Annotated in this window: 15 protein-coding genes; 6 read left to right on the forward strand and 9 right to left on the reverse strand. The window is 53.1% G+C overall.

Going from position 1 to position 13,621, the window contains the following annotated elements; genetic code table 11:
* Positions 1–12: 12 nt before the first annotated feature.
* Complete coding sequence (locus NST43_RS17580; RefSeq protein ID WP_339218335.1) at positions 13–660, reverse strand: hemolysin III family protein; 648 nt, start codon at positions 658–660, stop codon at positions 13–15.
* Positions 661–723: 63 nt separating this feature from the next.
* On the reverse strand, positions 724–2,244 hold the full coding sequence (locus NST43_RS17585; protein WP_339218337.1) for a carboxypeptidase M32: 1,521 nt from the start codon (positions 2,242–2,244) through the stop codon (positions 724–726).
* A 231-nt stretch (positions 2,245–2,475) separates the two neighbouring features.
* On the opposite strand from NST43_RS17585, the gene NST43_RS17590 reads away from it, so the two are divergent.
* The 3 genes from NST43_RS17590 to NST43_RS17600 all read left to right on the forward strand — a co-directional run bounded on the left by NST43_RS17590 (position 2,476) and on the right by NST43_RS17600 (position 4,058).
* Entirely contained in the window at positions 2,476–3,039 is a 564-nt protein-coding gene (locus NST43_RS17590; RefSeq protein WP_209992683.1) for a carbonic anhydrase, read from the forward strand.
* Between the two features lie 297 nt (positions 3,040–3,336).
* Entirely contained in the window at positions 3,337–3,771 is a 435-nt protein-coding gene (locus NST43_RS17595) for a hypothetical protein (RefSeq protein WP_209992682.1), read from the forward strand.
* Positions 3,771–4,058, forward strand: coding sequence for a YxcD family protein (locus NST43_RS17600; protein ID WP_339218339.1), 288 nt, complete (start codon positions 3,771–3,773; stop codon positions 4,056–4,058). The genes NST43_RS17595 and NST43_RS17600 overlap by 1 nt, the downstream gene beginning before the upstream one ends.
* A 104-nt stretch (positions 4,059–4,162) precedes the next feature.
* Here NST43_RS17600 and NST43_RS17605 read toward each other — a convergent pair whose 3' ends face one another.
* The 4 genes from NST43_RS17605 to NST43_RS17620 form a co-directional block, all read right to left on the reverse strand.
* Positions 4,163–5,122, reverse strand: a complete 960-nt coding sequence (locus tag NST43_RS17605; RefSeq protein WP_339225458.1) for a pectinesterase family protein — start codon at positions 5,120–5,122, stop codon at positions 4,163–4,165.
* Between the two features lie 51 nt (positions 5,123–5,173).
* A complete protein-coding gene (locus tag NST43_RS17610; RefSeq protein WP_339218340.1) occupies positions 5,174–5,509 on the reverse strand; it encodes a hypothetical protein in 336 nt (111 codons plus the stop codon).
* Positions 5,510–5,858: 349 nt separating this feature from the next.
* Positions 5,859–6,227, reverse strand: coding sequence for a hypothetical protein (locus NST43_RS17615; RefSeq protein ID WP_339218342.1), 369 nt, complete (start codon positions 6,225–6,227; stop codon positions 5,859–5,861).
* Positions 6,228–6,404: 177 nt separating this feature from the next.
* Entirely contained in the window at positions 6,405–7,244 is an 840-nt protein-coding gene (locus NST43_RS17620; RefSeq protein WP_339218343.1) for a DegV family protein, read from the reverse strand.
* A gap of 150 nt (positions 7,245–7,394) precedes the next feature.
* Between NST43_RS17620 and NST43_RS17625 the strand changes: the two genes are divergently transcribed.
* Complete coding sequence (locus tag NST43_RS17625) at positions 7,395–7,625, forward strand: hypothetical protein (RefSeq protein ID WP_339218344.1); 231 nt, start codon at positions 7,395–7,397, stop codon at positions 7,623–7,625.
* 136 nt (positions 7,626–7,761) lie between these two features.
* Here the strand turns inward: NST43_RS17625 and NST43_RS17630 are convergent, their stop codons facing one another.
* Positions 7,762–8,631 (reverse strand): phosphotransferase, encoded by an 870-nt coding sequence (locus NST43_RS17630; protein WP_339218345.1) that lies wholly within the window; start codon positions 8,629–8,631, stop codon positions 7,762–7,764.
* Between the two features lie 143 nt (positions 8,632–8,774).
* Between NST43_RS17630 and NST43_RS17635 the strand changes: the two genes are divergently transcribed.
* Entirely contained in the window at positions 8,775–9,584 is an 810-nt protein-coding gene (locus NST43_RS17635; RefSeq protein ID WP_339218346.1) for an alpha/beta hydrolase, read from the forward strand.
* 101 nt (positions 9,585–9,685) lie between these two features.
* Here the strand turns inward: NST43_RS17635 and NST43_RS17640 are convergent, their stop codons facing one another.
* Positions 9,686–10,375, reverse strand: coding sequence for a metal-dependent hydrolase (locus tag NST43_RS17640; protein WP_339218348.1), 690 nt, complete (start codon positions 10,373–10,375; stop codon positions 9,686–9,688).
* Positions 10,376–10,601: 226 nt separating this feature from the next.
* Here NST43_RS17640 and NST43_RS17645 point away from each other — a divergent pair, with 226 nt between their 5' ends.
* Positions 10,602–11,369, forward strand: a complete 768-nt coding sequence (locus tag NST43_RS17645) for a PaaX family transcriptional regulator C-terminal domain-containing protein (protein ID WP_339218349.1) — start codon at positions 10,602–10,604, stop codon at positions 11,367–11,369.
* A gap of 49 nt (positions 11,370–11,418) precedes the next feature.
* Here the strand turns inward: NST43_RS17645 and NST43_RS17650 are convergent, their stop codons facing one another.
* Positions 11,419–13,536, reverse strand: coding sequence for a thioredoxin domain-containing protein (locus NST43_RS17650; protein WP_339218351.1), 2,118 nt, complete (start codon positions 13,534–13,536; stop codon positions 11,419–11,421).
* Positions 13,537–13,621: the final 85 nt, after the last annotated feature.

Below are 13,621 nucleotides of genomic sequence, written 5' to 3' on the forward strand. Positions count from 1 at the left end.
ATACCTCCACCATTAATGAATAGGCAGGATGTATAACAATACAACGAAGAAGTGCAGAATGGTTCCCGCAAGCACGAATAAATGCCAGATCGCATGATGATACGGGAAGCCGCGCCATACATAAAACACGGTGCCCAGAGTGTACAGCAGTCCGCCAATCATCAGCAGAGTCATCCCGCCGCTGGCGACGGCCTGGGACAGAGGGCTCCAGGCGATTACGATCATCCAGCCCATCGCAATGTAGAAGACGGTGGACATGAACAGGAATTTTTTGACGAAAAAAGCCTTGAAGAAAACACCGAATACCGCCACTCCCCAAGCGATACCGAATAACGTCCAGCCCAGCGGTCCGCGGATCGCCACCAGCATAAACGGGGTGTACGTTCCGGCAATGAATAAGTAAATCGAAGAGTGGTCAAGGAATTCAAAGAAGTCCTTCGCCTTGCCGTCTCTGAGACTATGCACCATCGTTGAATTAAAATACAGGATCAGCATAGTAGCGCCGTAAATGGAGAAACTGACTACATGCCAGGCTGTGCCGTTCTGAACAGCATATACGATCAGCAGAACCAGCGCAGCAATACTTAATAGAGCGCCGATCCCGTGTGTAACCGCATTTGCTACTTCTTCCTTACGGCTGTAAGTGTGAGTATTTGCCATACCATATTCCTTCCGTCTTGCGGTTTCCTTCTATTATAGCCGTTTCCCTGAAGTCCTTCCAGCTTACTTAAGCTGGTACAGCTCGGTATACTTCGCTTCCAGATAATCTGCCAGATAATCAGGATTCAGCGGTTCGCCTGTAACTTGCTCAATAATCTGCGAAGGGGTCAGGCTCTGGCCGTAGCGGTATACCTTGTCTGTAAGCCATTCCTTGATCGGCAGCAGGTTGCCCGCGGCAATCAGCTCTTCGAACTCCGGCAGTTCCTTACGCAGAGTGTTCAGCATCTGGGCCGCATACATGTTACCCAGAGAATAGGAAGCGAAATAGCCGAAGTCTCCACCGGACCAATGAACGTCCTGCAGTACGCCAAGCGCATCCGTAGGCGGTGTAATACCTAAGTATTCCTGATACTTCGCATTCCAGGTCTTAGGCAGATCCTTCACTTCAAGCCCTTCATTGAAAATCAGCTTCTCAATCTCATAGCGCACAATGATATGCAGGTTATACGTCAGCTCATCGGCTTCGATCCTAATGAAGGAATTGCCTACACTGTTGATCGCCCGGTAAAAGTCTTCCATCTCCACGTTCGCAAGCTGCTCCGGGAAATGCTGCTGCAGATCGCCGTAGTAACGCTGCCAGAAAGCCCGGCTGCGGCCGATCATATTCTCCCACAGTCTGGACTGGGATTCATGAATTCCCATGGAGGCGCCCTGTGCCAACGGTGTACCAATCAGCTCTTCCCCGAAATTCTGCTCGTACAGGGCATGTCCGCCCTCATGCAGTGAGCTGAAGATGGAGCTGGTCACATTATCGAGCAGATAGTTCGTTGTAATGCGGACATCGCCGGGGTTCAGCCCTGTAGCGAACGGATGCACACTCTCATCCAGACGTCCTGCCTCGAAATCATAGCCCATCTGTTCGAGTAAGAAGAGGCCGAATTTCTCCTGCTGCTCCTTAGGGAAGATCTGGCTCAGGAATTCGGTGTCCGGCTTGTTCGGCGAAGCATTGATCGCTTCAGCCAGCGGAACAAGACGGCTGCGCAGACGGGTGAAGATCGCATCCACCTTATCCACGGTCAAATCCGGCTCGTACATATCCAGCAGTGTGTCATATCGCGAGCCTTGTACACCCCAATAATCAATGAACTCTTGTTTGAAGGCCACAATCTTGCTCAGATAAGGCTCGAAGGAGGCAAAATCATTATCATCCTTAGCCTCTTCCCAGATCGTCTGCGCATGGGCGGTGAGAACAGAATACTCCTCGAAGGTCTTGGAGGGAATGCTTTTGCTGCGCTGGTACTCCTTGCGGGTATCCTTCACAATCTTATTCTGATTACTATCTAGCTGCTCCGCCACTTCCGGGCGGCTGAGATACTCTGTGAACGCCCCGATCTCCTCCGATACCTGGAGTCTGAATGCCTCTGCACTCAGCATACCCAGCGTGGCGGAACGGGTCTCTACGCCTTTGCGGGGCGCGCCTGTACGCAGATCCCAGCCCAGAAGTCCAATTGCTTCATAATAGCCTCTGATTTTGAATAATAGCTCGCTGAATTTATCCCATTGTTCCCGGACCTGCTGTTCCATGTCTGAGCACCTGCCTTGTCATTTTTTTCTACTCCTCTTGATGATACTTTTTATAATCGTTATAATCAAATTCGGGCTGTATCTCTTCAAATTTGAAGTAGTTAACGGCCCACAGGCGCGGAGACAGACTCTGCTTACATTTTGCAATATTTGATTACAGGAAGTCCTTTATGTTCGCGGCAAGACGCAGTACAATGGATTACAGTTTAATCTTAAGGAGGCACATGGCTTATGAGTCAGGTTACAGACATTATGGAGTTCAACAAGCATTTTGTAGAGGAAAAGGCATACGAGAGCTATCTGACCAGCCGCTTCCCGGATAAAAAAATGCTGATCATCACCTGTATGGACACACGGCTTGTTGAGCTTCTGCCCAAAGCAATGAATTTCAAGAATGGTGATGTCAAAATCATCAAAAATGCCGGAGCCATAATCTCCCAGCCGTTCGGAAGCGTCATGCGCAGCGTAATGGTTGCGCTATACGAACTGGACGCTGACGAAGTGATTGTCGTCGGCCATTATGAATGCGGCATGGCTTCCCTGAATGCTGACCATATGATTAACTCCATCAAGGAACGCGGCGTGTCCGAGGAAGTACTCAGTACTTTGGAGAATTCGGGGATTAAGCTGACCAAATGGCTGCGCGGGTTTGACAACGTAGAGGAAGGGGTAATTCAGACTGTGGAGCTGATTAAGCGCCATCCCTTACTCCCCCCAAACGTACCTATTCACGGCATGATCATCGATCCGGCTACCGGAGCGCTTGAGCTTGTCTCGGACGGATACGCGGACTAAGGCAACTCTCTGATACTGCTGTTTGCGCGGGTCCCGGACCCGCGCTTTTTTTGTGTCCGGGGGTCCGGGCCAATGCCGGATGATAACATTTATATTTGTGATTACAAGTGGAAACGGCTTTGCCGTCCTTTAAAGGACGGTACCGTTTCAGCGAGAAATAGAAGGATAAGTTATCGTGTGAAACATATAAATTCTTATATTTTAAAAATTGAAACCTTAGCCTCCGCTCTGCGTATTACCGGGCAACAGCCAGGTAAACTGGGTGTTACCAATACTTCTAGGAGGTTCTCGTACTCGATGAAACCAATGAAACGTGTAATGATGATCGTCATGGCCTTCACACTATTCTTCGCCGTCACTGTTCCTGACTTCGCAGATGCCCGCCGCGGCGGGGGCTTCAAATCAGGAAGCCGGGGATTCACAACGACCCCGAAGAAATCAACCACTGATAATGTGAAAAAAAGCGATAGCACCAAAAGCAACACCAACGGAACTGCAGCGAATGCGAACCGCGGCTTCTTTAGCGGCGGCGGACTGATGAAAGGCCTGATGATCGGCGGGATCGCCGGCTTCCTCTTCGGCGGAATGTTCGCCGGAATGGGCGCTTTAGGCAATATTATCGGATTCATGATTAACATGCTGGCCATCTACTTCGTCGTGATGCTGATTATGAACTTCTTCAAGCGCAGACAGGAACGACGCAGAATGCAGGAAAGAGACGGACGCTACTAATGGGTGTTACCGTACTCAGCATGGACGAGATTATCAATGCGATCTGCCTGCATATGGCGGAACGCAAGGCTGTACGGGTGGAGGAAGTCCAGGTGGAACTCAGCTGTGACGAGGACACCGGCTACACAGCAGAGGTCTGGATACAGGGACGCAGCCAGTTCCTGGTCGAGTCCAACATGATTGAGTCCATTCTTCGCTACGTGCACAGCGAATACGGCATCCGTGCCTACCGTGAAGATGTACGGCTGGAGTTGGACGAAGAGATTACAGCAGTTGTGAACACGTAAGTGTTGCAAGACTTGATCGAATAAAGGGATGACCCCGGGTAGCGGGGTCATCCCTTTTGTTTTCTCTACCTTTTATTGTCACTGCCTTATATTCACAAAATAACTTATCCTTCCGGCGTATGGAATCCGGCCAGCACATCGTCCCTGCCAACCCGCGCAGTGTCGCTGCTGTGCAGCTCAGCCCAAGGCACACGCTGCTGCCGCAACGTCGCCGCTGTTCCTTCCGATGTGTACTCCTCATACCTGACCGTCTGCTCATTGGCAGGCTGGCCCCAATGATCCCAGCCTTGGGGGTGGATGTGCTGGCCCATCCGGCAATCCACAAAGGCTGTCTTGGCATGCTCCCGCCATGGACGGCCCAGGAATACCGGCGCTGTGCCCGGCTCAGCGCTTAGATAACAATGACTGAACACGTAGCCGTAGGCCTGCCCTTCGGGAGTGGAGGCTGCCGTGATGTAGCCTGCATGGCCTCCGCTATTCCGCAGGCTGTGCAGCGTACAATGCTCGAAGTAGGCCGTTGCTCCGCCAAAGATATAATCTACGGTTCCCTCAATATAACAGTGCTGGTACAACTGGCGGTACTGCGCGTGATGCTCCCGCAGCGGAACGCCGCCGAACAGCAGGCGCTCTCTGGGGGCCGGCGGCAGCGGACCGGTGAACAGCGTGTCCTGATGGCCCTTGAATGTACAATTCCGGAATACCGTCTCATCACAATGGGCGTACACCGCCACTGCCTGCCCTACCTCACCGCCTTGTCCTGCTGTATTGGAGACAGTCAGATTCTCCAGCACCAGCTTCCTGCCGCCCAGGAACAGGGTGGGAGTGGCAAAGGTCCCGATCTCTTCCCCCTGCTCATCCAGCTCCCGGGCATAGCGGTTCATCGTGATCTCCACTTGTCCGATGCCGATGATACGGAGACAGGAGCGGTAGATCCGCACCTCCTCCTTATACACTCCCGGCATAATGTAGAGTGTTGCCTCTGTATCCGGGTCCAGCCGTTCCAGGGCATCGACTGCCGCCTGAATGGTAGAGTAATCACCTAAGCCCTCCTTGCCCACCAGCATCCCTTTTCCCATCCTCTCTCACGTAATGGCCTTCACTTAAAGCCTGCTTACTTACTTCTGTGTCAGTTTATATGCAGCTTCATATTCCTCGGTGATCTTGGTTCCGCCGGAATCCTTCCAGGTCTGCACGGCTTTCTTGAAGGCCGCCTCATCCGATTGGCCCATGATATATTTGAAGGTAGCATCTGTGATGATCTTTTGCAATTCCGTTCCCTGCTCATTATTGGTTGCCGAATCCAGCGGAACGGTTGGGTCAAGCACAGCGAACTTGTCATTCTCGCGGATCAGCTCATTAGCCAGCTGCTTCTCAGGGTTCGCATCCGGCACCAGCTCCATGCCCGGCTGCAGATCCTGCGCCAGTGTTCTCAGACTGGAGATGTCCACCATACCGGTATAGATCCCGGTCTTCCCCTGCGCGAATTGCTGCTGCTGATCCGTTTTGGCTGTAACTGCGAAATCCTGCGCCAGGTGTGTCCATATATTCCGGTGTATCGAATTCAGGGATGAACTTGCCGCTATAGTCTACTCAGATCATTGTGTTTCCCCTTTGATTTGATAGACTCTTTTAAATTATAGCGTTTTCATGAATGCGGTTCCATGATTATTTTCACGTGTGCAATTAGCAAAAGGGCTCTGTGAAGCCGTTCATCCCCCTCCTTCAGCGTAGTAGATCATGCAAAACAACCCCACAAAGTGGGGCTGTAGCTTCGATGATGACTCAGGCTATGAGCCTTGCCTAGAGTAACGAAATCGCCAGCAGCTCATACAAGACCAGCGGCAGAATAACGTTGCTATTCACTGTACCGGGATACGGATAGCCCGGGCCCGGATATCCCGGACCTGGATAGGGCTTGTAATACGGATTGTAATATCCGCGTCCCATCTCCATGGTTAGGGTTACGGCCAGGTACATATGCTTGCTGTCCATACCGGCAATCGTACCCTCATGCATCTGACCGTCAAGGGTCTGCACCTGCACTTTATGATTCAGATATGGCTTACAGGACTGGTGAAGCGAATCGCGGACCCCGTTCAGATGCTGAACCACCGCAGGGTCTGCCTGATAGATTACCGACGTTTGCGGGCCGGATGAAGTTGTCGACATAAGTGTAGGACCTCCGTGTAATTGGATTTGCTTCATACTATGCACCTGCCCAGTCCGGTGTGCCTAGCCTGCTCCCCGGCGCTCATTCGATCCGCATACGCAAGCCAAACAGCCGTACACCGGAAAGTCCGGTATACGGCTTAGTGATCACTTTTCTACAAGTGCTGTGCTCTCTGCTTAAAAAGCCACTCCAATCCCGCCCTGGCCGGCATAGGTTCCCATCACAGGTCCCATCGTGGACAGCAGAACCTCCTTGAAGGGATGCTTCTCCAGAATACGCCGCTTGATCTCCAGCGCCAGCGTCTCACAATTGCTATGGACAATGGCGATTACCGCCTGTTCATAATCATGCTGCTTCTGGTCCAGCTTGGCCAGCAGATGAGTCAGCGCCTTAGGCAGGCCGCGCGTCTTCTCGACCACTTCAACGACGCCCTCGTCGCTGATCTTCAGCAGCAGCTTGATGTTGAGCACGGAAGCCACAGCGCCGGAGATCCGGCTCAGCCGTCCGCCCTTGATCACATTCTCAAGGGTATCCAGCGTGAAGTATGCAGTCGTCTCTTCGACCTTGCTCAGCACTCTGTCCTTCAGTTCAGCCAGACTTGCGGCAGTAAGTGACCATTTGGCCGCCATGGCGACAATCAGGGTCAAGCCGCCTGAGAACAGCTTGGAATCTATAATTTCAATCGCATTCGGATGTCCTTCTTCCTCGTACATCTCCATGGCAATCATTGCGGTCTGATAAGTACTGCTAATATTAGAGGACATGCAGATGACCAGAATGTCAGTGCCTGCTTCCACTTGCTTGAAGCTGTCCAGGAAGGTCTGCGGACTCGGGCTTGCGGTAGTCGGCAATTCCTTCGATTGATGCATTCTGTCATAGAAATCCTTCGCATTCATATCATCCGGCATCAGCTCATGGCCGAAATGGACCGGCAAATGAACAATGGAGATGTCATACTGCTTCGTGTATTCAGGGGGTAGATCCGAACCGCTATCCGTAATTATCTTGATGGGCATCAGAATGCTCTCCTTTCAATTCTATACCATTATAGTTACCCTTTTTGGAGATCAATAGTACAATTTATAACTTGTCAAAATCGGGTTTTTGTGCTTAATCCCACTTGTGATATGGTTGAAGCATAAGCCTACAGAAATGGAGTGTACCTGATGAGCAAGAATAAAGTATGGAACCGGGGCAAGCACAATGGAGCCGGCCTGTCCAAAAAAGCCCCGGCGGCAGTAGAATCCGAGGTAGCTCCCGAAGCTGTTACGGCTGAGAATCTCAGCAGCGAGGTCATTAACGAACGGACGGATACAGTCAAGCCGATGAACCGCAGCAATTGGGTCACCCGGCCCGCCCGCGTGAAGCCGCAGAACCCGGAACGTAATAAGAAGTAACATAACCGCTGACATGCTATTGTATTCCATGGAAGCCAACACAAACGGCTACGCCGTCCTTAGGAGGACGGCGTAGCCGTTTGTGTTTGAACTGGACGGAGAACTTTTGTGAAGGTGAATTCCGGCTGGGTATCTGCTACAAGGATTCAGACAGACTATCCGGCACATACCGGTTCTCCCTCATCAGCGTCCGGATCGCCTTCAGCGTGTTCCTCTGAATCGGGACCCCGGTTGTCCGGTGCAGATGAAGCCAGCGCAGGGCGGCCAGTGCCTCGAATAGCTCCAGCTCTGCCGGGCTATAGCTGCTCTTAGCTTCAAAGGCTGACCGGTAGATGCTGGCATTCCGCTCCGCCAAATACACTCTAAAGAGCAGAATAGACCACGCAATATCATACCTCGGATCGCCAAGCTGGACATTGGTCCAATCGATGATGGTGAACGCCCCGGAGGCCTCCAGAATATTACCCAGATGATAATCACCATGAATGAGCTGATGAGCGGTTAGCTCGGCCTGCTCCGCCAACTCCTGCGCCAGTGTTCGGATCTCAGGCTGCTCCGCCCAGGCAGGGAAGAAATAATCTGCAAAATCATAAGCCGGTACCTTCAAGCCGCTGGACGAATCGATCTGCAGCTTATGTACATCGAGCAGGTTGGCTGCTATGGCTGTTAGGCTGTCTGGATTGACCTTCTTGACTGGCACACCATCGAAGCTGGTTAACAGCACCTGATGGTCCCCAGCATCTAGACCCCAGGCATACGGCCGTGAAACCGCGCAGCCCTGCCGGATCAGCTGCTCCAGCACTTGATACTGAATAGAGACATCCGGCCGGGAGTCGCGGTTCCATATTTTCAGCACAAGCTTCATATCCGGCAGTGTAATTCTGCATACCTCGGCTTCCAGTCCCCCCTTCATCCGGGTGATGGCCGCCTCTTCCAGCCTTGCCAGCAGCGCTTCACTCTCTGCACCCTGCTCTTGCCAGCGGATACCGCTCAGAATCTTATTCATAGTTATGATCCCCCTCTCCAAGGAACGATCTGCTGCTCAGTACGCTGCTGCGAATCCCTTAGACCATATTCTAGGCATTTTCCCTATTCCAATGAATAACATATTCCAACTATACAAATCAATAGAGAATTGAGGGATGCGAAATGGAACATTGGATTAGAGTAGAACCGAATGTGAAGGTGTATGTGAATGATCTTAACCCGCTTGGCAACAAAACGATACTCTTCATTCACGGCTGGCCAGCAAATCACCAGATGTTCGAATACCAGTACAATCAGCTAGTGCCCATGGGCTACCGCTGCATTGGAATGGATATGAGAGGCTTCGGCCGGTCTGACAAACCGCTTGGCGGTTACGACTACAACCGTCTCGCAGATGATATCCGCTGTGTGATCGGCGCCTTGGGACTGCACAATATTACACTCGGCGGGCACTCTACCGGTGGAGCTGTAGCGATCCGGTATATGGCCCGGCACAAGGGATATGGTGTCTCCAAGCTGGCCCTGTTCGCTTCGGCAGCCCCCAGTCTGATTCAGCGGCCGGGCTTCCCTTATGGCACGACCAGAGAAGCTATAGAGCAGATTATCCAGTCCACCTACAAGGACCGCCCCAAGATGCTGCATGATTTCGGCGATATTTTCTTCTATCAGCCGGTATCACAGCCGTTCTCGGACTGGTTCTTCCTGTTAGGGCTGGAGGCGGCAAGCTGGTCCACCATCGCGGTCTCCGAGGCTTGGCTGGCCGAAGAGTTGTTCAACGATCTCCCCCGGATACAGGTGCCTACCCTTATTCTGCACGGGGTTCATGATCAGGTGTGCTTCTTCCCGCTGGCCGAGGCGCAGCATCAAGGGATCAGGAATTCGGTCCTTATTCCCTTTGAGAACAGCGGCCACGGTTTATTCTATGACGAGCGGGACCGGTTCAACCGGGAGCTGGCGGGGTTCGCCGGGTAGATTTTCCGCACAGCCAGAACAGGACTGCCCGAGAAGAAATAGCTTCATGGGGCAGTCCTGTGTTGATTCGCAGGCGTAGGTGCGTGTGCGAATGAGAAGCTCTACAACTCCAGCGTCTCACCATATGCAAGTGCCGAGCCTCTGATCCCCGCCTCCTCCAGCGCCTGAACGAAGGCCCCGGCATCCTGCTTGATCGGCGGGAAGGTATTATAGTGAACCGGAAGCACCTGTCTTGCGCCCAGCCACTTCGCCGCGATAAGCGCATGCTCCGGTCCCATGGTGAAATGTCCGCCGATTGGCAGGATCGCGAGGTCGATCTCATACAGCTCCCCGAACATTTTCAAGTCACCGAACAGCCCTGTATCCCCTGCATGCAGCACCGTGTGTCCGTCCGCCTCAATAATGAAGCCCGCCGGGGTTCCGCCATAGATCCTCTGTCCATCCTCCAGCGTGATGCTTGAGGTGTGGAAGGCATGAATCATCGTCGCCTTGGCAAAACCAAGGTCCACCGTACCTCCAATGTTCATCCCGATGGTCTTTTTCGCTCCCTGGCCCCCCAGATGGCTCGCCAGTTCCACGTTGGCTACAACCACCGCCTGATTCTGCTCGGCAATCGGCAGAGCGTCCAGGATATGATCCATATGGGCATGAGTCAGCAGAACAGCATCTGTCTTAATATCCTCTACCTTCGTCACCGCCGCAGAGTTACCGCTAATGAATGGGTCGATGATCAGCGATTTGCCGTTCACCTCAATTTGAACACAGGAATGGCCGTGGTAGGTAATTTTCATAGAATTCCTCTCCTCTTCTTGATTAGATTTCAATAGATCCTAAGGAATGCATCGTGCAAAAACCCAAGGTTTACGATACAATGACACCAAGTTGCTCTAAATCAAAATCCAGCAGTGCGATTGACGAATATAACATAAATAATTACGTTCGTTGTTTTTTATGATATATATATTCCTGCCAGCTGTCAAGAGAGGTGTGAAGAAGTTGCTGTCCGTTGAGAAAACAATGCTGTTTCTGTTATCTAAGGTGAAGCAGATGGGCGCCCAGCAGATTGTCGAGATCTATGAACAAAGGGGGTACACCTCCACCTATATCCGCAATGCCCTGTCCCGCTTGAAAAAAGAGGGCTATATCGCATCCCCGGCACGCTCCTGGTATAACGTCACTGCCGAGGGGCTCGCCTACATTAAGGCGATTAACAGCAAGCCGGCCCGTTATCAGGAGCAGTGGGACCATACCTGGGATGTGGTGATGCTGGAGGTTCCCGAATCCGAACGCAAGAAGCGCGACCTGTTCCGCTCAGCACTCGGGCAGCTGGGTTACGGGCTTTTATATAACAGTGTGTACATCTCACCGTGGAACTATCAGGATGAAGTCGCAGCCCAGATCCAGAAGCTGGAGCTGGATGGCAAGGTGTCCATCCTGCAAGGCCAATTTCAGGAAGGTATGATTACACCGCTCAAAGCACAGGCCATCTGGCACCTGAACGACATCGAAGCCTTATACAGGAAGAAAGCAGTCTGGCTGAAGGAAGAATTCGCTCCGCGATTAGCAAATACCCTTCAGGCGGGGCAAGCGTTACAGCTGTTCCTGCTATATTTGCAAATGGGCGAGGAGTTAAGCGGACTGTTCATGGCCGACCCCTATCTCCCGGATGAGCTGCTGCCGGACCACTGGCCAGGCAAACAGGTCCTCTCAGACATGAGAGAATACATGGTTAAAGCCGCGCAGGCGATACCTGCGGATTCGTTCTATGCACCCTTCGTCCAATAAGGTATGGCAAAGAGCAGCCCGGACTCCGGGCTGCTCTTCGTATATAAACCTACTCCGAATGGCTGCCGGAAGCCAGCAGCTCCCGGACTGCTTCCTTATTCGTAAGCGGGGCACGGCAGGCGAAGTTGCGGCAGACATAGGCGGTGGCTTCACCGCGGATCGCCGGTTTGTCAGCCAGATGCGGCAGCAGGCGGAGCATCTCCCCGCTGTCCCCTTCCCAGTTAACGATGAGCGCTGCGTCCGGCAGATAGGTCTGCTGGACCTGAGCGAGCATGGCGTGCAGCGCGGGATCTTCTTTTTTGCCGGAGAGGACCCATTCTCTGCCGCCGGAGACCATCCCCAGATGGGCCTGCAAATACATCGCATATCCCGGCGGATACTCCGAAGCAGCGGAAGCAAGCACCGCAGCGGTGCGCTCCGCGATCTCTTTCAGCTCCATATCCTGCGTAATGACCGACAGCTTCCACAAGAGCTTCGCCGCCACCGAATTCCCGGAGGGAATCGCGCCGTCATACAATTCCTTCGAGCGGACCGGCAGCTTCTCCCCGTCATGCCCGGTGAAGAAGAACCCGCCTCCTTCGGTATCTAGGAACAGCTCCAGCATCCCATCCTTAAGCGTCAGCGCCCGCTCCAGATAGACCGCTTGACCTGTAGCTTCATATAATTCGCTGAGTCCCCAGATCAGGAAGGCATAATCATCCACATACGCCGGAATCGCCGACTCCCCGTCACGGTAACGGGCCAGCAGCCGCCCATCTTCACGCCGCAGCTTGTCCCAGATGAAGTCCGCTGCACGTTCGGCGGCCTTGGCATATTCCGGCTTCTGCAGGGCTTTGGCTCCCAGGGCCAGCGCAGCAATCATCAGCCCGTTCCACGAGGTCAGCACCTTGTCATCCTTAAGCGGATGAATGCGCTGCTCCCGGTACTCGAACAGCTTCGTACGCCATTCCTCCATCCGGGTCCGCAGACCAAGCGGATTCATGCCCATACGCTCCGCAATCTCTTCCGGCAGACCGTGAAGGAGATTCGGAATATTTTCCCCTTCGAAGTTGCCCTCCGGCGTAATCCCGTACACATTGCAGTAGGAATGCATATCCTCCAGCCCAAGCGCTTCCTCAATCTCCTCACGGGAGAAGACATAGAACTTGCCTTCCACCCCTTCGGAATCGGCATCCTCCGCAGAGTAGAAAGCGCCTTCCGGTGAAGTCATATCGCGCAGCACATACGTGAAGATCTGCTCGGCAATCTCCGCATACAGCGGCTTCCCCGTAAGCTGGAAGGCTTCCAGATAGACGTTGGCCAGGAGAGCGTTATCGTAGAGCATTTTCTCAAAATGCGGCACCAACCACTCCCGGTCAGTCGAATACCGCGCGAAGCCGAAGCCCACATGATCGTACATGCCGCCCTTATACATCGACTCCAGCGTATGCTCGACCATCCGCAACGCTTCCGGCTGATCATGCAGCTGGCTGTACGCCAGCAGGAAGGACAGATTATGCGGCGAAGGGAACTTCGGCGCATTGCCGAACCCGCCGTACTCCTCATCGAACTGCCGCCGGTAGAGCTCATACGCCTCATGCAGCAGTTCTGCACCAGGAATGCCGCCTGCGGCTTCAGGATTGTACGCATTCTTGCGGTCAAGCGTGTGCAGCTCAGCCAGCAGATCATCGCCCAGCTTATCCAGTGCTTCGCCATCCTGGTCCCACTTCGTGTGGATCTGCTCCAGTACATCCATCAGCCCAATCCGCCCGAACATCTGCCGCTTCGGGAAATACGTCCCCGCATAGAACGGCTTCTTCTCCGGCGTCAGCAGCACCGTCAGCGGCCACCCCCCGCTCCCCGTCAGCGCCTGACACACCGACATATACAGCGCATCAATATCCGGCCGCTCCTCGCGGTCTACTTTGATCGCTACGTAGTGATTATTGAGGAGCTGGGCGACTTCTACGTCTTCGAAGGATTCTCGTTCCATTACGTGGCACCAATGGCAAGTGGAATAGCCGACGGATAAGAAGATCGGTTTATTCTCGGCTTGCGCTTTGGCAAAGGCCTCGTCTCCCCATGGATACCAATCCACGGGGTTGTAGGCGTGTTGGAGCAGGTAGGGCGATTTTTCGTTCGCTAATCTATTGGGTGCGTTATGAGTCGTCACCAGGCGTCCCCTCATTTCGGATGATTTGGGTAAAGTGTTGTCTAGGGATAGTTTACCCAATTTGGTGGGGGAGGTCTCAGAGGAGGAATATCATACCTCC

Source organism: Paenibacillus sp. FSL H8-0332, assembly GCF_037963835.1.
In the GTDB taxonomy this organism is placed as follows: Bacteria; Bacillota; Bacilli; order Paenibacillales; family Paenibacillaceae; genus Paenibacillus_AQ; species Paenibacillus_AQ rhizoplanae.

Bases quoted from the DNA above. Each gene is read 5' to 3' on its own strand.
- NST43_RS17645 (WP_339218349.1), top strand. From the start codon at position 10,602: ATGCTGTTTCTGTTATCTAAGGTGAAGCAGATGGGCGCCCAGCAGATT.
- NST43_RS17625 (WP_339218344.1), top strand. From the start codon at position 7,395: ATGAGCAAGAATAAAGTATGGAACCGGGGCAAGCACAATGGAGCCGGC.
- NST43_RS17595 (WP_209992682.1), top strand. From the start codon at position 3,337: ATGAAACCAATGAAACGTGTAATGATGATCGTCATGGCCTTCACACTA.
- NST43_RS17590 (WP_209992683.1), top strand. From the start codon at position 2,476: ATGAGTCAGGTTACAGACATTATGGAGTTCAACAAGCATTTTGTAGAG.
- NST43_RS17615 (WP_339218342.1), bottom strand. From the start codon at position 6,227: ATGTCGACAACTTCATCCGGCCCGCAAACGTCGGTAATCTATCAGGCA.
- NST43_RS17620 (WP_339218343.1), bottom strand. From the start codon at position 7,244: ATGCCCATCAAGATAATTACGGATAGCGGTTCGGATCTACCCCCTGAA.
- NST43_RS17600 (WP_339218339.1), top strand. From the start codon at position 3,771: ATGGGTGTTACCGTACTCAGCATGGACGAGATTATCAATGCGATCTGC.
- NST43_RS17635 (WP_339218346.1), top strand. From the start codon at position 8,775: ATGGAACATTGGATTAGAGTAGAACCGAATGTGAAGGTGTATGTGAAT.
- NST43_RS17585 (WP_339218337.1), bottom strand. From the start codon at position 2,244: ATGGAACAGCAGGTCCGGGAACAATGGGATAAATTCAGCGAGCTATTA.
- NST43_RS17640 (WP_339218348.1), bottom strand. From the start codon at position 10,375: ATGAAAATTACCTACCACGGCCATTCCTGTGTTCAAATTGAGGTGAAC.
- NST43_RS17630 (WP_339218345.1), bottom strand. From the start codon at position 8,631: ATGAATAAGATTCTGAGCGGTATCCGCTGGCAAGAGCAGGGTGCAGAG.
- NST43_RS17605 (WP_339225458.1), bottom strand. From the start codon at position 5,122: ATGCTGGTGGGCAAGGAGGGCTTAGGTGATTACTCTACCATTCAGGCG.
- NST43_RS17580 (WP_339218335.1), bottom strand. From the start codon at position 660: ATGGCAAATACTCACACTTACAGCCGTAAGGAAGAAGTAGCAAATGCG.
- NST43_RS17650 (WP_339218351.1), bottom strand. From the start codon at position 13,536: ATGAGGGGACGCCTGGTGACGACTCATAACGCACCCAATAGATTAGCG.
- NST43_RS17610 (WP_339218340.1), bottom strand. From the start codon at position 5,509: ATGGTGGACATCTCCAGTCTGAGAACACTGGCGCAGGATCTGCAGCCG.